Annotated in this window: 15 protein-coding genes; 5 read left to right on the forward strand and 10 right to left on the reverse strand. The window is 61.1% G+C overall.

What is annotated here, in order from left to right:
* Position 1 precedes the first annotated feature (1 nt).
* Together AC3IT6_RS05240 and AC3IT6_RS05245 are read right to left on the reverse strand one after the other, a co-directional pair.
* The gene (locus tag AC3IT6_RS05240; protein WP_489354514.1) at positions 2-1,876 is read right to left on the reverse strand and encodes a putative bifunctional diguanylate cyclase/phosphodiesterase; all 1,875 of its coding nucleotides are present in this window, start codon (positions 1,874-1,876) and stop codon (positions 2-4) included.
* The gene (locus AC3IT6_RS05245; protein WP_489354515.1) at positions 1,873-4,137 is read right to left on the reverse strand and encodes a GGDEF/EAL domain-containing response regulator; all 2,265 of its coding nucleotides are present in this window, start codon (positions 4,135-4,137) and stop codon (positions 1,873-1,875) included. Before AC3IT6_RS05245 ends, AC3IT6_RS05240 begins: the two co-directional genes overlap by 4 nt.
* Positions 4,138-4,392: 255 nt before the next feature.
* Here AC3IT6_RS05245 and nosR point away from each other — a divergent pair, with 255 nt between their 5' ends.
* Genes nosR through AC3IT6_RS05265 form a run of 4 tightly spaced genes read left to right on the forward strand, consistent with a single transcriptional unit; the run spans position 4,393 to position 7,405 of the window.
* A complete protein-coding gene (gene nosR, locus AC3IT6_RS05250) occupies positions 4,393-5,751 on the forward strand; it encodes a response regulator c-di-GMP phosphodiesterase, NosR family (protein WP_489354516.1) in 1,359 nt (452 codons plus the stop codon).
* A 57-nt stretch (positions 5,752-5,808) separates the two neighbouring features.
* Positions 5,809-6,243, forward strand: coding sequence for an NUDIX hydrolase (locus AC3IT6_RS05255; RefSeq protein ID WP_489354517.1), 435 nt, complete (start codon positions 5,809-5,811; stop codon positions 6,241-6,243).
* Positions 6,244-6,266: 23 nt separating this feature from the next.
* On the forward strand, positions 6,267-6,905 hold the full coding sequence (locus AC3IT6_RS05260) for a LysE family translocator (RefSeq protein ID WP_489354518.1): 639 nt from the start codon (positions 6,267-6,269) through the stop codon (positions 6,903-6,905).
* A 2-nt stretch (positions 6,906-6,907) separates the two neighbouring features.
* Positions 6,908-7,405: a GNAT family N-acetyltransferase gene (locus AC3IT6_RS05265; protein ID WP_489354519.1), complete on the forward strand. Its 498-nt coding sequence runs from the start codon at positions 6,908-6,910 to the stop codon at positions 7,403-7,405.
* A gap of 133 nt (positions 7,406-7,538) precedes the next feature.
* On the opposite strand, the gene metR is transcribed toward AC3IT6_RS05265, so the two are convergent.
* The 3 genes from metR to AC3IT6_RS05280 all read right to left on the reverse strand — a co-directional run bounded on the left by metR (position 7,539) and on the right by AC3IT6_RS05280 (position 13,807).
* Positions 7,539-8,456: a transcriptional regulator MetR gene (gene metR, locus AC3IT6_RS05270; protein ID WP_489354520.1), complete on the reverse strand. Its 918-nt coding sequence runs from the start codon at positions 8,454-8,456 to the stop codon at positions 7,539-7,541.
* Positions 8,457-8,573: 117 nt separating this feature from the next.
* Positions 8,574-9,383 (reverse strand): hypothetical protein, encoded by an 810-nt coding sequence (locus AC3IT6_RS05275; protein WP_489354521.1) that lies wholly within the window; start codon positions 9,381-9,383, stop codon positions 8,574-8,576.
* Positions 9,353-13,807 carry a dermonecrotic toxin domain-containing protein gene (locus tag AC3IT6_RS05280; protein WP_489354522.1) on the reverse strand — a complete coding sequence of 1,485 codons (4,455 nt, stop codon included), beginning with the start codon at positions 13,805-13,807 and terminating at the stop codon, positions 9,353-9,355. The genes AC3IT6_RS05275 and AC3IT6_RS05280 overlap by 31 nt, the downstream gene beginning before the upstream one ends.
* 218 nt (positions 13,808-14,025) lie before the next feature.
* Between AC3IT6_RS05280 and AC3IT6_RS05285 the strand changes: the two genes are divergently transcribed.
* On the forward strand, positions 14,026-15,060 hold the full coding sequence (locus AC3IT6_RS05285; protein WP_489354523.1) for an alpha/beta fold hydrolase: 1,035 nt from the start codon (positions 14,026-14,028) through the stop codon (positions 15,058-15,060).
* Between the two features lie 196 nt (positions 15,061-15,256).
* On the opposite strand, the gene aauR is transcribed toward AC3IT6_RS05285, so the two are convergent.
* The 5 genes from aauR to AC3IT6_RS05310 all read right to left on the reverse strand — a co-directional run bounded on the left by aauR (position 15,257) and on the right by AC3IT6_RS05310 (position 20,794).
* Positions 15,257-16,537: a two-component response regulator AauR gene (gene aauR, locus AC3IT6_RS05290; protein WP_353743022.1), complete on the reverse strand. Its 1,281-nt coding sequence runs from the start codon at positions 16,535-16,537 to the stop codon at positions 15,257-15,259.
* 44 nt (positions 16,538-16,581) lie between these two features.
* Positions 16,582-18,483 carry a two-component sensor histidine kinase AauS gene (gene aauS / locus AC3IT6_RS05295; protein ID WP_489354524.1) on the reverse strand — a complete coding sequence of 634 codons (1,902 nt, stop codon included), beginning with the start codon at positions 18,481-18,483 and terminating at the stop codon, positions 16,582-16,584.
* A 162-nt stretch (positions 18,484-18,645) separates the two neighbouring features.
* Entirely contained in the window at positions 18,646-19,380 is a 735-nt protein-coding gene (locus AC3IT6_RS05300) for an amino acid ABC transporter ATP-binding protein (protein ID WP_057716227.1), read from the reverse strand.
* Positions 19,377-20,048 carry an amino acid ABC transporter permease gene (locus tag AC3IT6_RS05305; protein WP_489354525.1) on the reverse strand — a complete coding sequence of 224 codons (672 nt, stop codon included), beginning with the start codon at positions 20,046-20,048 and terminating at the stop codon, positions 19,377-19,379. Before AC3IT6_RS05305 ends, AC3IT6_RS05300 begins: the two co-directional genes overlap by 4 nt.
* Entirely contained in the window at positions 20,048-20,794 is a 747-nt protein-coding gene (locus AC3IT6_RS05310) for an amino acid ABC transporter permease (RefSeq protein ID WP_111281261.1), read from the reverse strand. The genes AC3IT6_RS05305 and AC3IT6_RS05310 overlap by 1 nt, the downstream gene beginning before the upstream one ends.
* Positions 20,795-20,930: the final 136 nt, after the last annotated feature.

The raw sequence follows: 20,930 nt of genomic DNA on the forward strand, positions 1-20,930 counted from the left end.
TTCATGAGTCGTCTCGCTGTTCTGCCCAGCCAACGGCCAGCAGCCGCGCAAAAGCGTCTGCCGGCAGGGCCTTGCTAAAGTAGTAACCTTGGCCTTCCTCACATTGATGGGCCTTGAGAAACGCCAGTTGCTCCTCGGTCTCGACGCCTTCGGCGATGACATTCAGATCGAGGCTCCTGCCCAGACTGATGATCGCGCTGACCAGGGCGGCATCGTTGGTGTCATTGCTCAAGCCATGAATGAACGACTGATCGATTTTCAGCACATCGATGGGGAACCGGCGTAGATAGCTCAAGCTGGAATAACCGGTGCCGAAGTCATCGATGGCCAGCCGCACCCCCAGCGTCTTCAGCCGGTTCAGCGCGGTCATGGTCGTCTCGACGTTCTGCATCAGTACACCTTCGGTGATCTCCAGTTCCAGCAGGCAGGGGGGCATTCCCGTCTGTTCGAGTATCTGTTTGACGCCTTCGACGAAATCACGTTGACGAAAGTCGATGGCCGACGTGTTGACTGACATGCGGATCGCCGGCAGTCCGGCCGCTTGCCAGAGTCGTGTCTGGCGACAGGCTTCGGCCAATACCCACTTGCTCAGTGGCACGATCAGGCCGCTGTCTTCGGCCACGGGGATGAAATCGGAAGGGTAGACCCAGCCATTCCCGGGTTTTTTCCAGCGCACCAGCGCCTCGGCACCGACCACCCGTCCGCTGCGCAGTTCGATTTTCGGTTGGTAGTGCAGGACGAATTCGTGCCTTTGCAGGGCCTGACGAATGCCCGATTCGATACTGTGCTGCTCCCGGGCACGCTGGTTCATGGCTTCGATGAAAAAACCGATGTCGTTCGGGCCGCTTTCCTTGATGTTGCGCATGGCGGATTCGGCTTTTTTGATCAGGTCGATGGCGTCGAGCCCGTCATCGGGATAAACGCTGATGCCCAGGCTGGCGGTGATGCTGATCTCCTGGCCAGCGATCGACTGTGGGCAGCGCACGGCACTCAGCAGTTTTTCGGCGATGCCACGAGTCTGCTGGGGGTGGTTGATGTCGGTGAGGATCACCACGAATTCGTCGGCGCCATAACGAAAGACCGAGTCGGACTCGCGCACGTACTTGAGCAGTTGTTGCCCGACCCGTTTGAGCATTTCGTCCCCGGCCGGGTGGCCCAGAGCGTTGTTGATGCGCTTGAATCGATCCAGACCGAGAAACATCACCACCAGATGCTTGTCATGGCGTCGGGCAGCGGCCAGCGACTGGCTCAGTCGATCACCCAGCAATGTGCTGTTGGGCAGCCCTGTAAGGGCGTCGTACTGCAGCAGGTGCGACACCTTGAGCAGTTCGTGCACACGTGCCTCGATGGTCTGCTCAAGGCTCAACAACTTCAGCGCCGCGTCCTGTGCCAGCTGCCATTTCCAGGTCAGGGCATTGGCCATCTGGCGGATTTCCAGGGTATCGAAAGGTTTTTTCAGAATCAGCAACTGGTCACCGAACTCCAGTCGTTCGGCCATGGCCTCCCAGCTGTAGTCGGTATAGGCGGTGCACAAGGCAATTTGCAGGTTCGGGTCGGCATTCCACAGGTGTTCAATGGTTTCCAGGCCGTCCCAGCCGGGCGGCATACGCATGTCGATAAATGCCAGGGCATAGGGGCGGCTATCGGCCAGTGCACGTTCGACCAGCTCCAGGGCTTCCTTGCCCTGGTAGGCGGAGTCGAGCTGGAAGGTGAGACGTGGTGATTGCGGAGTCCCGAACAGGGAGTGTTCGAGACTGTCCAGATTCACCTCGTCGCTGGTGCCCGGGGTGAGGATCTTGCGAAAATCGGCATGGATCGCCGGTGCATCGTCAATGATGAGGATACGTCGGTTGGTCTGGGGGAAAAGTGTTGTCATCCCTCATCCTCCCTGGAGGACGGGGGAGCCATGCTCCCGTCCCTGAGCAATCGGGCCGCTTGTTCAGGATTCACGGCCTCGCTGAAGTAGAGGCCTTGCGCGCTTGATAGCGGGGCGGCTGACTCTGGTGTGCGGGGTTGATCCGACGTCTGGACGCCTTCAGTAATGATGCCGATACCCAGGTCCCGGGCGAAGTTGACGATTGCCCGCAGGCTGTTGGCGCCAGCCGCATCCTGGGTCGCGCCATCGAGAAAGGATTGGTTCAGCTTCAGGTGATTGACCCGGTAGGTTTTCAGGTAATCGAATGATGAATATTCGGTGCCGAAATCATCGATGGCGATCTTTACCCCCAGCTCCCGCAGGCGCGGCAATACATCGTTCTGGGTCCACTTGGTTTGCGCCAGAGTCGCTTCGGTCACGTCGAAACGCAGGTCCCAGGGGGCGAGTTCCCATCGTGCAGTGGTGCGCAGCACGTCGTAAATGAGCTCCGGACCACTCTTGAGCTGCGCCAGGGACAGTTTGATCGCCATCACGGGGGGCGCCATTCGCTCGTTACGCCACAGGCTCATCTGCCTGCAGGCCTGATTCAGCACCCAGCGTCCGAGAGGGATGATGGCACCGGTCTTTTCCGCCGCGGGCACGAAAGCCGACGCCTGCAGTTCGCCACGCCGGGGATGGCACCAGCGCACTTGCGCTTCCATGCCCAGGATCCTGCCGCTGTGCATATCCACTTCCGGAACGTAATGCAGCGCCAGTTCATCGCGTTCGATGGCCGTCATCAAGTCATTGGCGATGGCCATGCGTTCGGCCACCTCCTGAGTGATCTCCTGAGAGTGGAAGTGATACTGATTGCGGCCCATTTCCTTGGCGCGGTACAGCGCCATGTCCGCCTGGCTCAGCAGGCTGTCGGCGTCGAGACAGGCGACGCTGTAGCTACTGATACCGATGCTGACTGAAAGGTGCAGGGCATTGCCGGCGAGGTTGTACGGCGTCAGCAGCGCATCGCGGATATTGGCCGCCATGGCGGCGGACTGGGTCGGGTCGCTGACGTCCAGTTGCAGGATCGCGAACTCGTCCCCGCCCAGGCGTGCCACCACATCGTTTTCCCGCACGCCGGATTTGATGCGCCGGGCCACTTCCTGCAACAACAGATCACCCACCGGGTGGCCAAGGGTGTCGTTGATCCGCTTGAAGTGATCCAGATCCAGATAAAATACCGCGAATGCCGCTGCGCCTCGACGTGCGGCAGCAAAGGCCTGATGCAGGCGTTCGATCAGGGTGGCGCGGTTGGCCAGGCCGGTGAGCCCGTCCGTGCGGGCGAGCAAGGCCATTTTTTCCTCGGCCAGCCGGCGTTCGGTAATGTCGAGAATGATTCCCTCGACTTCCAGCAGGCGACCGTCATGGTCGCGTACGGGAATGTAGCGGTTCTCCACCCAACGCCATGCACCCTGGCCGGTGCGCAGGCGAAACTCAATCGAGGCGCCCAGCGCATGCCGGTCCAGCACCCGGGCCATGGCCGTATCCACACTGGCCTGGTCGTCCGGGTGGATCAGCTGCTGGGCCCAGTTGGCCGAGTTCAGCAGGTCGGCCGCAACGTGACCGTAGCGTGTGATGTTATGGGAAATGTACATCAGCGGAAACGACGGCTCGCCACGCAACCGGTAAAGGATGGTCGGGCTGTTCTGCACGATGATGTTGGCGTCGGACAGTTCCCGGGTGCGTTCCTGGACCGCCTGTTCCAGCAGGTTCATCTTGAGCGCGGCGTCTTCGGTCATTTGCCATTTGACCGTGAGTGCGCTGGCCATCTGGCGTATCTCAATGGCGTCGAAGGGCTTCTTCAGAATCAGCAGGCGGTCGTTCAGCGCCAGTCGTTGGTCGATGTCCTCCCAGGAGTAGTCGGAGTAGGCGGTGCACAGCGCCACCTGCAATTTGGGATCGACCTGCCATAACCGTTCGATGGTCTCCAGGCCATCCCAGCCAGGCGGCATGCGCATATCGATGAATGCCATTGCATAGGGACGATCATCGGCCAGGGCGGCTTCGAGCTTGTCCAGGGCTTCGCGGCCCTGGAACGCCGAGTCCAGTTCAAAGTGTTGTGTCTGCGCGGGGGACAGGGTGCCGAACAGGAGGCTTTCGGTTTGTCCAAGACTGTCATCTTCGACAGTGGCCGGGCTGAGTATCTTGGCAAAATCGGCATGGATCGACGCAGTGTCGTCGACGATGAGCACACGGCGGTTGATGCACGTCTGCCAGGTGTTCATGGGGCGGTACCCGCAGGAGTACACGCGTTCATTATCGGGAGCATCCTTTTCCCTCCTCACATGCCTGCTTGCAGGCCGGTTGTACAGTCCATTGCGCTGAGCATAGTTGCCATTGGCCACTTTGCCTGCAGAACTCAAAACAATAATTAGCGCGAGCGATACGGAAAATCATCTAGCCTGTCATTCAAGCGTCGGCAGGAAAAACGGCAGGCCCGCGCTGCCTGTCACACTCAATGACTCGCTTGAGACCATGCCATGGAAGAGCAATCCGTACCGATGTTGAACAATCGCCCCAAAGTGTTGCTGGTCGATGACGAGGAGTCGATCCTCAACAGTCTGCGTCGCCTGTTGCGCGGCCAGCCCTACGAGGTGCTGCTGGCCACCAGCGGTGCCCAGGCGCTGGAAATCATGGCATTGCAGCCAGTGGATCTGGTGATGAGCGATGCACGCATGCCCAATATGGACGGCGCCACGTTGCTGGCCCATGTCCGTCAGCGCTATCCGGCAACCATGCGGATCATGCTCACCGGTTATGCAGACCCCTCGGCGATCATCAAAGCCATCAATGAAGGGCAGATCCACCACTACACCAGCAAACCCTGGAATGACGACGAAATGCTCCTGACCCTGCGCCAGGCCCTGGACCACCAGCATTCGGAGCGTGAGCGCCAGCGCCTGGAACAATTGACCCGGGTGCAGAACGACCAGCTCAAGTTGCTCAATAGCACACTGGAAAAACACGTCGCCGCCCGCACCGCCGAATTGCAGCAGACCGCCGACATGCTCGACCTGGCTTACGAGGAGCTCAAGCACAGCTATGTCACCGGCATTGAGGTGTTTTCGCTGCTGGCCAACCTGCGCCTGCCTCCGGCCAAGCAGACCAACCGGCAGATCATCGAACTGGTGCGCGGCTACTGCACGGAACACGGGCTGGACGAAGCCGCCAGCCGCGACCTGACCATGGCGGCCGCTCTGTACAACATCGGCAAGCTGAGCTGGTCCGACAGCATGATGGTCACCCCTTCGGATCTGCTGAGGCACACTGACCGTGACCGCTATCGTGGCTATCCGAAGCAGAGCGAATCGCTACTGATGACCTTGGACCCGATGAAGGATGCGGCGCGGTTGATCCTGCACCATCAGGAACGCTGGGACGGCAGCGGTTTCCCCGACCGGCTCAAGGGCGAAGCCATTCCGTTCGGATCGCGATTGCTGAAGCTGGCGGTCGACTTCGTCGAGTTGCAGCGAGGATTGATTCTCGAACGACAGATGAACAGCGACGAAGCGCTGCTCTACCTGCGCCAGTACGCCGGACGGCTTTACGATCCTGACCTGCTCGAAGATTTCATTAAGGTATGCATCACCTTCCTGAGCGATATCACCTTGGCCGATCCGCAGGTCAAGGTCCTGACCACCCGGGAACTCACGGCCGGGATGGTGCTGGCGCGCAATCTCAACGCCGATAACGGCATGCTCCTGCTCAATGCCGGCAAGGTGTTGAGCAGCCCACTGGTGGAAAAACTGATCGCCTTCGAAGCCATGGAAGGCGGCAAGTACAGGATTTTCGTGAAGGTCCCGCAGGATACGCCGGAGCCGCTTCAGGCCAAGGCATGACGGCGGACGGTCGGACATGGGATCCTTGTGATTTCCATCAGGGTCCATGGCTGACACATGACATCTGCATCCGCTGTTTCACCACGCATTATCCATATCGCCGCCGCCCTGCTGATCGGCCCTGGTGGCCGCACACTGTTGGTACGCAAGCGCGGCACCACGGCGTTCATGCAGCCGGGTGGCAAGATCGAGCCCCATGAATTGCCGGTTCATGCGCTGGCCCGGGAGCTGGAAGAAGAGCTGGGTCTGGACATCGACCCGGTGCAGGCCGTTTACCTCGGTCACTTCTCGGCACCGGCCGCCAACGAGCCGGGCTTTGTCGTACACGCCGAGATTTTTCAGCTGCACATCGATGTCGACGTGACGCCTGCGGCGGAGATCGAAGAAGTGATCTGGATCGACCCGTCCAGCGATGGCGGTATCAGCCTGGCGCCATTGACACGGGACCTGATCCTGCCGTTCTATCGTGCATCGCTGACTGCGATCGCCTGATCATTACGCAAAGGACTTCGCCCATGATCCCGCTTCAAGACCTGCTGATTTTTGCTGCTGCCGCGTTGCTGATGGTACTGACGCCGGGGCCGAACATGATCTACCTGATCTCCCGTTCGATCTGCCAGGGTCGCAAGGCCGGGGTGATTTCGTTGCTTGGGGTGGTTGCGGGATTCTTCGTGCACCTGTTCGCTGCCGCCGCCGGTTTGACCGCGGTGTTCCTGGCGGTGCCGATGGCCTATGAGGTGTTGAAGTGGGCCGGTGCGCTGTACCTGTTGTGGCTGGCCTGGCAGGCGGTCAAACCCGGTGCGCGCTCGCCGTTCGAGGCGCAGCAGTTGCCCCCGGATTCATCGCGCAAGCTGATCACCATGGGCTTTCTGACCAGCGCCTTGAACCCGAAAATCGCGGTGTTCTATCTGTCGGTGTTTCCGCAGTTCATCACGCCGGAGCACGGCTCGGTGTTCAGCCAGAGCATCATTCTCGGCCTGACCCAGATCAGTGTCAGTTTCTGCGTCAACCTGCTGATCGCCATGTTTGCCGCGGGCATCGCCTCGTGGTTCGTCAACAATCCGACCTGGCTGGCGATGCAGCGCTATTTCATGGGCTTTGTGTTGTCGGCGTTGGCGCTGCGGCTGATGCTTGAGCAAAAACGGATGGTCTGAGGATGTGGATCGAACGACTGGATGCCAGCCATGCCCTGGACTACCGGGCGCTGATGCTCGAAGCCTACGACCTGCACCCGCAAGCCTTCACCTCGAGCGTGCGTGAGCGGGCGGTGATGCCGCTGAGTTGGTGGGAGTCGCGCCTGACCGGCAAGCTGGACGTGGTGCTCGGGGTGTTCGAAGAAGGCCGGTTGGCCGGCATCGTCGGCCTTGCGTTCGAGCCTCGGGAAAAGGCCAGGCACAAGGTGACGTTGTTTGGCATGTATGTTTCACCGACTATCCGCCGGCGCGGGCTCGGTCATCAACTGGTTCAGGCGGCATTGGCCGAGGCGCAGAACCATGGAGGTTTGCGCCTGATCCAGTTGACTGTCACCGCCGGCAACGATGCCGCGTTCAACCTCTACCAGCGCTGCGGTTTCGTCCAGTTCGGCCTGGAGCCGATGGCCGTGCGGGTGGGTGAGGACTATTTCGACAAGATTCATATGTGGCGCGAACTCTGAAGTTACCGCAGATCCCTTGTGGGAGCGGGCTTGCTCGCGAAAACGGTGTGTCAGACAACTTCAATCTTGAATGTAATGCCGCCTTCGCGAGCAAGCCCGCTCCCACATTTGATCGGTGTTGATCAAGCAACCTTTATCGAACCGCACTCACCCCATCCAGCGTCGAAAACGACGTGTCCTTGGCCGTCAGCAAGAAGTCGCGCATGTACGGCGCATCGAGCATGTCGGCGCGGATCGCCGCATACAGTGTGGCGAACAAGCCTTTCTCACCCAGCCGCTTGGCTTTCACATAGCCTCGCGAACTGTATTCATGCAGTGCCCAATGAGGCATGCCGCACACACCGCGACCGCTGGCCACCAGTTGCATCATCATCACTGTCAATTCCGAGGTGCGGACCTGGGCCGGTTCGATGTCGGCGGGTTCGAGGAAGCGGGTGAAGATGTCCAGTCGGTCCCTTTCCACCGGGTAGGTGATCAAGGTTTCCGGGAGCAAGTCTTCGGGGACGATATAGGGCTTGCTGGCCAGGCGGTGCTGGTTGGCCACGGCGAGCATCGCTTCATAAGTGAACAGCGGTACATAGGTGATTCCGGCCAGGTCCACCGGATCGGAGGTCACCACCAGGTCCAGGTCGCCACGGGCCAGGGCCGGTAGCGGGGCGAAGGAGAACCCCGAGGCCAGGTCCAGTTCGACTTCCGGCCAGGCGTCGCGGAACTGGTCGATGGTCGGCATCAGCCATTGGAAGCAACTGTGGCATTCGATGGCCATGTGCAGACGACCGGCGGTGCCACCGGCCAGGCGGCTGATATCGCGTTCGGCGGCGCGCAGCAGCGGCAGGGTGGCGTCGGCCAGTTGCAGCAGGCGCAAACCGGCGCTGGTGAAGCGCACCGGTTTGGTCTTGCGCACGAATATCGGCATGCCCATGCGCTCCTCCAGCTCCTTGAACTGATGGGAAAGGGCCGATTGGGTCAGGTGCAGGCGATCGGCCGCATCCACCAGGCTGTCGGCTTCGCGCAAGGCGTGCAGGGTCTTGAGGTGACGGATTTCAAGCACCGGGGGCTCCATGAGGAAAACTTGTCGATAAATCGAAAAGGTTGAGTTTGTCTCATGTTGGTGCCGCTGTCGACCACCAGCACGGCGGAGCACATTGCGTGCCCCGCCGTTGCTACTTTACAGCGTGGAAAAGTGTTTGTTGCCCAGTGGTTTGCCGATGTCGCCGCGCCAGATCGCCTCGACCGTACCCCCACTGGCGGCCACGTCCTTCTGCCATTGCAGGCCCAGGTTGCGTTGTTCCGGCCGTTTCAGATGGCCTTTGACGAAGTCGCTGAATTGCGGCTTGGCCGAGGTGTAGTGGAAGTGTGCGTACCACAGGGTTTGCGCCGGTTCGCTGCGCAGGTCGCGCACCTCGTACTCCTGGAGGAAATCCCGTCGTCCGTCCGGGCGTTTGCCCAGGTCGCGCAAACCGCCTTCCTTGCGGATGTCCACCACTTGCTGTTCAAGCAGATAGTCCAGATAACCTTCGGTCGGGGTTTTGCTGTTCATGCTTTGATCGATGCGCAGGGTACGCCCCGTGCGCAGCATTTCATCCGCCCGTGTGCGCAATTGCAGCGTCACGGCCTCGGCGGTGGACAACTGTTCGATGGCCTGGGCGCGCAGGGTCAACTCCGCAGCTTCGCTGCTCATCATGTGCTCAAGGTCGACCGGCAGCATGTTTTGTCGCGCGTAGCCTTCGACTTTGTGGGTGTAGGCGTTTGCCGCCTCCAGCCTTTTCCCGGCTTCTACCAGTAACGGCCTGACATCGGTCGGCAGTTCTGGCTGCGCGGATCCCGGTGCTTCGCTCAGGTGATATTTGCCGCTGGAGCGCGGGAGCCAGGTTTCCGTACGGCCATCGACGCCTTCGATGGTGAAGCGCTTTTGCCGGGTGACCGCGTCGGTGCTGGCGATGCCGATCAACAACTGGTTGTCTTCGGTCTCGAACAACTGCTGCCCGGGCCGTCCTTCCTTGGGAACCACCGAAGGGCGGGTCTTGATGGCATTGCGGGCAAGTCCTCGACCCTGTCCAGATTGTCCAGAAATACGGTGACTTGCTCCAGATCCAGGTGCTGCGAATAGCCGATGGTCCAAGCGCCCAACTGGCGGCGGAACTCGGTATAGGCAGCCAGGCAGTCTTCGAGAACTTTGTTGCGCTGGCTGACGGTGGCGCTCACCTGGGGCAGGTGATGTTGTGTCAGTAACGCGCGGCCGACCTTGTTGCGGGCTGTTTTCAACTGCACGTGGAAGTACGCCCAGGACAGGTCGGTTAACGCGTCATAGTGGGTGATGATTTCCAGGGTATGTGCCGTTTTCAGGTAGAAGTGATTGGCGTCGCTGAATTTTTCATTCACGGTCGCCATGTCCTGCGCCATCTTCGATTTTTGCATCCGATTGGTGATCCGGCGGTTCCATCGATTGGCCTCCTCGACCGTCGTATGGAGCTGATCGAAGTCTTTGAGAAAGTCTTTGCGGACCTCCTTGCGCTGCGCCATGAGTTGCAAGTGCATGGCGGTATCGGTGACCGGTGTGGTGTCTGAACGGGCGATCAACTGATCGACACGGTCGAGGTGCTCCAGCAGCCGTTCCTTGACCAGGCTGATCCGCTGCAACGAACGGTCGACGATGATCCAGGCACAGCGGCTTTGAATGTCTTCGATCTGCACACGTTTGCGGCCATGGCTGTACAGCATCAGCTCATCGAGATTCAGGTATTGGGCCTGGGCAAGGTCGATATCGTTCGCGCAGGTGATATCGGCACGGGCGCGAAGGGCCGGGCGCTGCTGGAGTTCGAGACCGAAGTAGTGCTCCAGCGTGACGTTGCTGCTGCGGGTCTGGGTATCGAGCCGTCGCAAGTAGGCGTCGGCGGTATGAGTCAGGGTCAACTGCCGACGCAAGGCCCGATCCGTCCACCAGCGTGGCAGCCAGCGGCGAATGGCGACGGGCCAGAGAGGGTCCAATCCATCGGCCATGTGCCCAAGCACCGCGCCACCTCCCACGCCGCCGCCTTCGATCACGGTGCCGTACACCGCGTAGTGGGTGTTCCAGTGGCCTGACTCATCGAGGGCGACCGGCTGTTTGTAGGTCCGGTTGCTGGTGCCGCTCAAGCGCCAGCGAGGTGGTGTGCCTTCCAGCTCGATGCGATAGATTCGCCCCTGGCTGACCATGAAATGGCCGTCAGCGTGACGATACACCTGGTGATAGAGGCCCTCGGTGCCCGGTTGCAGGCCTGCGAGGGAGATCATCGGTTCGTATTCATAGCCCTTGAAACGTTCCAGGGTTCGTTGTGCCTGGCGCTGAGTCGAACTGCGCAGGGCGCCGACGCTTTTGCTGACGGCGCGCAACTGGCGCTGGCGGGTGATGGCAAGCGCTGCCGAAGGTGCTGCACTGGCGCCGGGCAGCACATCCATGGCCGCGTCGATAAATGACAACAGCACCGCTTCGACCTCCGCCAGCCCGTGACCAACATCCCCACGCATGAACGCCGCCACCGCCAGGTTGGCGCTGTTCCAGGCGTCGTACAGGGCGATGGCCGTACCGACGAAAGGCAGCATGCCCACGGCCATTTTCAGGTAGTTGAACATCGCGCCGGACTTCAGGGCGACTTGCTCCAGGTACAAGGCGTCGTTGGAGCGCGATGTCGCTCGATGAGCCTCCAGCAAACGGCCCATGTGCACGTTCAGCAGATGCGCCGCCAGGGAGGTGCTGGATGGCCAAGGCGTACCTACGCCGATCAGGCCGTCGAAGTTTCTCACTCGTGCCTCGTTGATTCGGCTGACGTGACGGGCGAACTCTCCGGTCAAGGCCCGTCCGGCGAGATAGGTCACCATGGAGCTGCGCAGGCAATCGTTGAACAGCCGCATCCGCGCCTGCTCAAGGTTGTCGAACTGGCGCACAAACACACCGTCCGGGCTGTCCGGCAGGTAGAGCAGGGTCAGGCCGCTGATCCGCTCGACAATGAAGGTCACGCCGGACAGGGTGCTCGGCCCTTGGCCAGGAGTGTCCTTGCCGCCCACCGTCAGGTGCGCCGGCAGCAGTTCGATGCGTTTGCCATTGGCACTGAAGGCTTCACGGCTGCTGGCATCGATGGCGATGTCCAGGACTTGTTGGCCATCGGCATTGATGTCTTTGGCGAGCACGGCGAACTCGCCTTGCAGGCGCAGCATCAGGCGCCAGGGTTCGCTCAGGCATTCGTGGCGGTATTCATTGCTGAAGGCCGGCGCGGTCGAGGTGCCGAGGAAGGTTTCACGGATCAGCGTTTCATACTGTCCGGCCAGGTCCAGTTCGGTGACCATCTTGCGCAGCCAGGTCGGGGTGATGCCTGTTTTCAGCTTCTGTTGATCTGTTTCCTCACCGCCACTGGTCTCGACTTGCATGAACGACAGTCGCCACGACATCGCCTGATCAATGTTGCCTTGCGCCAGGTCGCCGAGGGACAACTTGCCGCGTTGCTGGCTGGCGACCAGCTCGCTTTTCTGGGGTGTCCCCGGTGCCGCCCCCTCGGTGACGACCTTGCGCCAGGTGGTGGAGTCAGGCACGTCCAGCAGCACGTCAACGTTGCGGGTCAGGCCGAACGCCTGGCGCAGGTGGGCATCAATGGCCTTTTTGCTGAAGGCGTCGCGGGGCGGCAGCTCGCGCGCCAGCCATTCATGGGAGCGCTTCATGGCCGTGATGTATGAGGTGAACAGCGTCTTGATCCGCTCACGTTGCTCGGCGGACAAGGCGCTGTGCCACGCCGGCAAGCGTGCGGCCAGCGCACTGCTGTGAACTTGCTCGACAATGTGCTGGTGCGCCAGCTCCCGGGCTGCGGGCACAGGAACCGTCAGGCAGGCGAGGGTCTGTTCGCGCAGTTTTTCCAGTTCCGTCTCGCGTTGACTGGCGCGAGACGGAACCGGGTTGGCGGTCAGCAGCCGGGCCACTTGTTGTTCACAGCTGTGAAGCTGGTTCTGCAAGGCGTATTCGAACGGGTTTGCAGTCAGTGGCAGCAGATGCAGTGCTTGATTGCTGTCGTTGGCCGCCAGTTTGAACAGCGTCTGTTCCAGCGCCTGTCGAGAGGCGAACCGTTGCAGGCCACCGAAACGTCCGGGCCAGTAGAGCAGCAGGCTTTCGGTCGAGGACGGCAGCAGGGCCGACGGTTGGGCAAACAGCAATACACCGTCCAGCTCCTGGGATTGTGTGCGGGTGGTGTCACCTTCGGTGTCCGTCATCGACAACACCAGGCGCGCCACCACCACCCCGGCCGGGCGTGGTTGATCTGGTGCATCCAGCACGCTGATCAGCCATTGATGTTCCTCGTGGCTGATCTGGTTCAGGCTCAATTGCAGCCCGGCTTCGGCGCGCAGGCCGTCCAGGCGCGCCTGGTGGAGGGCGGCGTAGTGCGGGCGGTTTTTGTGGCGCAGTTCCAGCATTTCCTGCGCACTGTCGCTGTGCAGCAGTGCGGTTGCGGCGGTGGTGCTGGCCTGCTCGGCCTTAGTGAGGGCGTCCATTTGCTGCTGCAGACGTTGCAAGCGCGGGTCAGTGTGGTCGCCCTGAAAGTTCTCGCCCAGCAAGGTATCCAGTGCCGTGAGCTGTTGCACCAGTGCCTGGCGACGGATGCCCAGTGGAATATTGGGGCTTAACTGGCTGAACAGGACATCTTCGTCGTTGGTATCCGCGTCCGGCAGGGTGGCGGGCAGGGCCAGGATCAATTCGTTGCGCGATCGGTCGTCAGGTGCGACGAGCAGGCGCGACCACAGGGATTCGGCGCTGCTCTGCAGCACTCTCTGCTCAAGTACTGTGTAATCGACACTGACTGTACCTGTCGGTAGCCGGGTTTGGCCGAACGTCTGCGGCTGATGTTCGATCAGCCAGCTTTCCATTTCATCGCGACTTTGAAAGGTCATCCAGACGGTTGTCTGGTAAGGCAAGTACAGCAGTTGAGTGACCGGTTGCTTCGTGTCCCGGGTGATGACCAGCGCGCCCGATAGCTCCACTGATCGCGCAGTGTCATCCTTGAGACGCAGTTGCTCGACGTAGAAGCGCGGGGTGCCAGGTGTTGCCGCCTGCACGGGCGGGTCGATGATCGCCTGCAATGTCTTGATCTGTTCGGCTTGCAGAATGCCTTGCGCAAACGCCCATTGGCTCGACGCCTCGAAATGCTGGCGGTACAAGCGGTTTGCCTGTGCCTTGCGTGACTGATCCGTACCGCGCGCACGGGCATTCCACCAAGTGCTGGCGAGCGGCGACTGCGGGTTTTGCGCCATAAGGGCTCGCCACTGTTCACAGCATTCATTCCAGCGTTCCGAGGCGCTCAGGGTCAGACCTTGATCAGGGTTGGTGGGCAAAAGGAAGGCAAGGCCGAAATAGGCCGTTAGGGGGGTGTTTTCGTCAACCATGACGATGAGTCTCCAAAAGGCCGGGCCGTGCCGGCGGTACGGGCATTAGGAGGCAGTCGTCAAACGGTCGGGTGGTACATAGTTATCGCCAGGCTGAATCTGCCGCCGGATGACCGCCCGGCACTCTTCATCAAACTGTCATGGAACTGTGGCAGCGCGCTTGAACAAACTTCATCAGACTCGCGCTCTACTGGGGTTCTGCGTTTTGGTGTTTTTTCATGGGTGCTTCATTCTTTTCACGAGTCGTATTGTTGGCCGCGCTGTTGTTCGGCCTGCCGTCCCTGGCGGCTTCGCGTTGTGACGTCAATGTTCCGACCGAACGGGTGGATCTGGCCCAGGTAAGCCTGGCGTACCAGAGTATCGGCCGTGCGTCGGATCCGGCATTGCTGCTGGTGATGGGCCTGGGCGGGCAATTGATTCACTGGCCGGACGAGGTGGTGGTCGCCCTGTGCCAGCAGGGATTCCGGGTGATCCGCTATGACAATCGCGATGTCGGCCTGTCGACCTGGCGGCAAGCACCGGCCGAAGCCAACCTGACCTTCGAAGTGTTGCGTTACAAACTCGGATTGCCGGTGTCGTCGCCGTATTCGCTGACCGACATGGCCGACGATGGCCTAGGACTGATGGACGCCTTGCACATCGATCAATTCCACGTGTTGGGCGCCAGCATGGGCGGGATGATCGCCCAGCACATGGCGGCCATGGCACCGCAACGGATCGAGAGCCTGACCCTGATCATGACCACCTCCGGCGCCGAAGGCTTGCCGGCGCCGAGTGCGGCGCTGGTGCAGTTGTTGGCCCGGCGCGGTGCACCGAACCGCGAAGTGGCCCTGGAGCAACAAGCCGACTTGCTGGCGGCGCTGGGCAGCCCGATGGTCACCGATGATCGTCAGTCGCTGCTGCATCAGGCGGCACTGTCCTATGACCGGGCGTTCAATCCCGAGGGCGTGAAACGCCAGATCATGGCCATTCTCGCCGAGCCGAGCCGGGTGACCCTGCTCAATCAATTGCGGGTGCCGGCGCTGGTGGTGCATGGCACGGCCGATCCGCTGCTGCCGGTGATGCACGGGGTGCATCTGGCGGCGCATCTGCGTGGCAGTCAGTTGGTCTTGATTCCGGGCCTGGCCCATCGCTTCCAGGAGGCGTTCAAGGCGCCGTTGCTGGGGGCGGTGTTGCCGTATTTGCGCGAGCACCGTGAAGACACTTCACATTGGGCGCAGATCGAGCCTGTGGCCGATCGCAACCTCCTCTAAACCCTCGATCCAATGTGGGAGCGGGCTTGCTCGCGAAAGCGCTGTATCAGTCGACATCATTGCAGGCTGACACAGCGCTTTCGCGAGCAAGCCCGCTCCCACAGGAGAATGCATTTAACCGTGAAAGTGTAACCAGGCAGTCACCAAGGCAGTGGCCGCCATCAATCACACCACCACCACCGATCAGGTCCACGCATTAATGGCTCAGGCCGTACTTTTTCACTTTGTCGAACAGCGTGGTCTTGGCCATGCCCAGTTCCTGGCTGGCCTGGGTCAGGTTGCCGCCGCTGCGTTGCAAGGCGTCGCTGAGCAGGTTGCGCTCGAACGCTTCCACTGCTTCGGCAAAGGCCAGGCCCTGATTGCCGCCGCCGGCACCGGTTTTCTTGAACGCCGGCAGGCCCAGGGCAAAGCGCTCGGCAACGTTGCGCAGTTCACGCACGTTACCCGGCCAGTCGTGGCTCATCAGGTTCGAAACGGTCTGGTTGTCCAGCTCCGGCACCGTGCGGTCGAAGCGCAGGGATGACAGCTGCAAAAAGTGTTCGAACAGTTGCAGGATGTCCTCGCGGCGCTCGCGCAGCGGCGGCAGTTCCAGGGTCACCACGTTGAGGCGGTAATACAGGTCGCTGCGGAACTCGCCGGCCTTGCTCGACTCGACGAGGTCGGATTTGGTCGCCGCGATGACGCGGCAATCCACCGCTACGCTCTGGTTCGAACCGAGGCGTTCGAGGGTGCGTTCCTGCAACACCCGCAGCAATTTGATCTGCAGGGGCAGGGGCATGCTTTCCACTTCGTCGAGGAACAATGTGCCGCCGTCGGCGTGTTCGATCTTGCCGATCCGCCGTTTTCCCGCACCGGTAAAGGCGTTGGCTTCGTGGCCGAATATTTCACTTTCGAACAGGTTTTCCGGCAGGCCGCCGCAGTTCAGCGCGACGAATTGCTTGGTGTGCCGTCGACTGAAATCATGCAGGCAGCGCGCAACCAATTCTTTGCCGGTGCCGGTCTCACCTTCGATCAGCACGTTGGCCGAGGTATCGGCAACGTTGGCGATCAGTTCCCGCAGGTTCTGCATGGCCGGCGAGCGACCGATGATCCGCCCTTCGAGGGAATCGCGCTCGGCCAGTTGCCGACGCAACGACGACACCTCCCGCGCCAGGCTGCGTTGCTCCAGGGCGCGGCGGGCGACGTCCACCAGGCGTTCGGGGGAGAAGGGTTTCTCCATGAAGTCGTAGGCGCCTTTCTGCATCGCGCCGACGGCCATCGAAATGTCGCCATGGCCGGTAATCAACACCACCGGCAAGCTGCGATCACGCTCCTTGAGTCGTGTCAGCAATTCCAGGCCATCGATGCCCGGCAGGCGAATGTCGCTGACGACAATGCCGGCGAAGTTGTCGCCGACCCGCTCCAGGGCTTCTTCGGCGCTGCCCACGCCAATGCAGGGAATGTCTTCCAGGGTCAGCGCCTGTTGGCAGCCGAGCAGCACATGGGGGTCGTCTTCGACGATCAATACACTAAGGTCGTTGTTCATATTGGCTCGGCGGGAGTGGGGCTTACCAACGGTAAACTGAGGACGAATGCGGTACCACCGCTGGCCGGGTGCTCGACACCCAGGTGACCGCCGGTGGCGGCGGCGAGGCTGGCGGAAAGGGTCAGGCCCAGGCCCAGGCCCTGTTCGCCGGGTTTGGTGGTGAAGAACGGTTCGAACAGGTGCTTGCGCGCTTCGGCGTCGATGCCGTGGCCGTTGTCACGCACCCGCAGGCGGTATTTGCCATCGAACGCTTCGCCTTCGAGCCACAACTCGGGTTGCGGCTGCGCTTGCATGGCGTCGAGGGCGTTGCCGATCAGGTTGACCAGAATCTGCTCCAGGCGGGTCTGGTCGATCTGCACCTGCACATCGGTGAAATCGCGGTGCAGTTGCAGGTGAATGTTTTCCACCCGGCCTCCGAGCAATTGCAGGGCCGCGTCCACCGCTTTGCCGAGGCAGGCCTGGCCCTTGTCGTCCCCGCGCCGGGCGAACGAGCGCAGGCTGGCGGTGATCCGGCCCATGCGGTCGATCAGTTCGTTGATGGTCTTGAGGTTGGTGCTGGCCACGTCGAGCTGGCCACGTTCGAGGAAGCGCACGGTATTGCCGGACAAGGTGCGCAACGCCGCCAGCGGCTGGTTCAGTTCGTGGGCGATGCTGGTGGACATCTGGCCGATGGCCGCGAGTTTTCCGGCCTGTACCAATTCATCCTGGGCGCGGCGCAAGGTCTCTTCGGCCTGCCGGCGCTCGCGGATCTGGCCCTTGAGCCGTTCGTTGCTGGCGCGCAGGTCGGTGGTGCGTTCGGTAATCCGACGCTCCAGCTGATTGTTGGCTTCCTGCAAGGCTTCCCGGGCCGCGAGGCGAGTGGCGATCACCTTGCGCCGCTCGTTCCAGGCGATCAACAGGAATGCCAGGAGGGCAAACGCCACGGCCACCAGGATCCCCTGGTTGATCGCTTCGCGGCGCAAGTCCTGGAGTGGCGTGAGCAGGGTGAAATTCCACGGCGTATCGCCGAGCGGCCGGGTTTGCGCCAGGTAGCTGATGTTTTCGTCGTCGGACACCAGCTCGCTGTTGGCCGGGAATGTGAGTTTTTCCACGCCTTCGGACAGGGTTTCCCGGGCCAGCGGCTGCAATTCGTTGAGCGGGAACCAGTAGTACTGCAGGCTGCGGGCGAGTTTTTCCTTGGTTTCTTCGCTCAGCGGCACCACCGATTTCAAGCGTCGCGCCGGATCGCTGGACAGAATGATGATGCCGTTTTCATCGCTGACGAAGGCTTCCAGGCGCGCCCGTTGCCAGCGTTCTTCCATGGCTTCCAGGCGTACCTTGACCACCGCGACGCCGATGATCTTGCCGTGTTCTTCCAGGCCATGGGCCAGGTAGTAACCGGGTTCGCCGTTGGTGCTGCCGATGCCGTAGAAACGCCCCGGCTGACCGCGTACGGCGTTCTGGAAATAGGCGCGGAAGGACAGGTCTTCACCCAGGTAACTGTCGACATCGCGCCAGTTGCTGGTGGCCATGACGCGGCCGGTGGTGTCCATCACGTAGATGGCCCGACTGCGGCTGCGCCGGTTCAGGCCTTCGAGGTAATCGTTGACCGTCTGCCGGTGTTCCGGGGTCGGGTCGGCCAGCAACTGCGGAACGCTGGTTTCGAGTTCCAGCAGGCTGGGCAGGTAGGTGTATTTGCTGATTTCGCTTTCGACGGCGCGGGCGTGCAGTTCCAGCTGACGCTGGCCGTTTTCGCTGAGACTGCGGATGCCGTAGTGCTCACTGATCCAGAAGCCGACATAGCCCAGGCCGATCATCATGGCGATGATCAGCGGCGGCAGGAACAAATGACGAACCAGACGGGGTTTCACGGCGAGTGATGGCATTGCTGCGCGATAAAGAGTGGGGTCGCATTTCATCACAGATGCCTTGGGTCAACCACAACACAAATCTCAAGATCATCACTGAACCAGTGTGGGAGCGGGCTTGCTCGCGAAAGCGGTGTGTCAGTCACATCTATGTTGGATGTGCCGCCGTCTTCGCGAGCAAGCCCGCTCCCACATTTGGGGAACGGTGTTTGCTTAGTGCTGCAGAATCTTGTTGAGGAAGTGCTGCGTACGTTCGGCTCGGGCGTTGATGTCGCCGAAGAACTCTTCTTTCTTGCAGTCTTCGATGATCTTGCCCTGGTCCATGAAAATCACCCGGTCCGCCACTTTACGGGCGAAGCCCATTTCGTGGGTCACGCACATCATGGTCATGCCTTCGTGGGCCAGTTGCACCATCACGTCGAGCACTTCGTTGACCATTTCCGGGTCCAGCGCCGAGGTCGGTTCGTCGAACAGCATGACGATCGGGTCCATCGCCAGCGCACGGGCAATCGCCACACGCTGTTGCTGACCACCGGACAGTTGGCCTGGATGCTTGTGGGCATGGGCCGAGAGACCGACGCGTTCGAGTAGTTGCAGGCCTTTCTTGGTGGCTTCTTCCTTGCTGCGGCCCAGCACCTTGATCTGCGCGATGGTCAGGTTTTCGGTGATGGTCAGGTGCGGGAACAGCTCGAAGTGCTGGAACACCATGCCCACGCGCGAACGCAGTTTCGGCAGGTTGGTCTTCGGGTCGGCGATGGAGGTGCCGTCGACCACGATGTCGCCTTTCTGGAACGGTTCCAGGGCGTTGACGCACTTGATCAGGGTCGACTTGCCGGAACCGGACGGCCCGCACACCACGATCACTTCGCCTTTTTTGACCTCGGTGCTGCAATCAGTCAGTACCTGGAAGTCCCCATACCACTTGTTGATGCTTTTGATAGAGATCATACGGCGAACCTTTTTTGCAGACGCTTGACCAGCTGCGAGGCGGCAAAGCTGATGATGAAGTACACGAGACCCGCGAAAATCAGGAACTCATTGGAGCGGCCAATGATGTCGCCACTGGCGCGCGAAGCATTGAGGAAGTCCACCAGGCCGACGGCGTAGACCAGCGAGGTGTCCTGAAACAGGATGATGCTCTGTTGCAGCAACAGCGGGGTCATCTTGCGGAACGCCTGCGGCAGGATGATCAGGCGCATCATCTGCCCGTAAGACATGCCCAGTGCCTGGGCAGCGCCCATCTGGCCCTTGGGAATCGACTGCACACCGGCGCGGACGATTTCGCAGAAGTACGCCGCTTCGAACATCATGAAGGCCACGATGCACGAGGCGAACGCACCGATCGGCGTGTCTTCGCCGGTGATCCAGCGCAGCACGAACGGCACCGCCAGGTAGAACCAGGTGATCACCAGCAGCAAGGGGATCGAGCGGAAATAGTTAACGTACGCGCCGGCGATGTTCGACAGCAGCTTGCTGTGGGACAGACGCATCAACGCCAGGAGGGTGCCGAGGATGATCCCGCCGACCACGCCCATGGCCATCAGCTTGAGGGTCATGACCATGCCGTTCCACAGTCCCGGCAGGGACGGGATGATGCCCGAGAAGTCGAATTCCATCATTTACCCCCTACGGAGATCAGGCCCGGTACGGCGACTTTCTTCTCGACCAGGCGCATCAGCAACATCAGGCTCATGTTCAGGGTGAAGTAGATCAGCGTTGCCAGGGTAAAGGCTTCGAACAGGTTGGCGGAGAACTCGGCGGTCTGCTTGGTCTGCGCGAGCAATTCCATCAAGCCGATCAGCGAGGCCACGGAGGTGTTCTTGAAGACGTTCAGGAATTCCGAGGTGAGCGGCGGAATGATGATCCGGTAGGCCTGGGGCAGCAGCACGTTCCAGTAGATCTGCGGCAGCTTGAAACCCATGGCGCGGGCCGCGGATTCCTGGCCTTTTGGCAGGGCCTGGATACCGGTGCGCACCTGTTCGCAAACCCGGGCGGTGGTGAACAGGCCCAGGCACACGACGACGCTGAGGAAGGCCGAGGTGGTCGGGTTCAGATCCTGCTTGTACCACTCTTGCAGGTCCGCCGGCAGCAGGTCGGGTACCAGGAAGTACCAGATGAACAGCTGAACCAGCAGCGGCACGTTACGGAAGAGTTCGACGTAGCAGGTGGCGATGCCCGATACGATGCGGTTCGGCACGGTACGCATGACGCCCAGGATCGAGCCCAGAGTCAGGGCGATGATCCAGGCCGCGATGGCGATGCCGATGGTCCAGGCCAGACCGGACACGTACCAGTCGAAATAGGTCTCGCTGCCCACGCCGGTGGACTTGAAGAACACGCCCCAGTCCCAGTTGTAATTCATTAGGGTCTCCCCTCAGTTCAATCGATGTACAAGTGCCCGCTTGGGGGAAGCTCCGTTCCCGCCTGTCCTTGAGGGACAGGCACACGCGCTCGGCTCGACAGCCACCGGTTCGAGTGTTTCCAAAAAATGCCAGCAG

It is taken from the genome of Pseudomonas sp. KH_017 (assembly GCF_057840285.1).

Bases quoted from the DNA above. Each gene is read 5' to 3' on its own strand.
- AC3IT6_RS05240 (WP_489354514.1), bottom strand. From the start codon at position 1,876: ATGACAACACTTTTCCCCCAGACCAACCGACGTATCCTCATCATTGAC.
- AC3IT6_RS05245 (WP_489354515.1), bottom strand. From the start codon at position 4,137: ATGAACACCTGGCAGACGTGCATCAACCGCCGTGTGCTCATCGTCGAC.
- nosR (WP_489354516.1), top strand. From the start codon at position 4,393: ATGGAAGAGCAATCCGTACCGATGTTGAACAATCGCCCCAAAGTGTTG.
- AC3IT6_RS05255 (WP_489354517.1), top strand. From the start codon at position 5,809: ATGACATCTGCATCCGCTGTTTCACCACGCATTATCCATATCGCCGCC.
- AC3IT6_RS05260 (WP_489354518.1), top strand. From the start codon at position 6,267: ATGATCCCGCTTCAAGACCTGCTGATTTTTGCTGCTGCCGCGTTGCTG.
- AC3IT6_RS05265 (WP_489354519.1), top strand. From the start codon at position 6,908: ATGTGGATCGAACGACTGGATGCCAGCCATGCCCTGGACTACCGGGCG.
- AC3IT6_RS05280 (WP_489354522.1), bottom strand. From the start codon at position 13,807: ATGGTTGACGAAAACACCCCCCTAACGGCCTATTTCGGCCTTGCCTTC.
- AC3IT6_RS05285 (WP_489354523.1), top strand. From the start codon at position 14,026: ATGGGTGCTTCATTCTTTTCACGAGTCGTATTGTTGGCCGCGCTGTTG.
- aauS (WP_489354524.1), bottom strand. From the start codon at position 18,483: ATGAAATGCGACCCCACTCTTTATCGCGCAGCAATGCCATCACTCGCC.
- AC3IT6_RS05300 (WP_057716227.1), bottom strand. From the start codon at position 19,380: ATGATCTCTATCAAAAGCATCAACAAGTGGTATGGGGACTTCCAGGTA.
- AC3IT6_RS05305 (WP_489354525.1), bottom strand. From the start codon at position 20,048: ATGGAATTCGACTTCTCGGGCATCATCCCGTCCCTGCCGGGACTGTGG.
- AC3IT6_RS05310 (WP_111281261.1), bottom strand. From the start codon at position 20,794: ATGAATTACAACTGGGACTGGGGCGTGTTCTTCAAGTCCACCGGCGTG.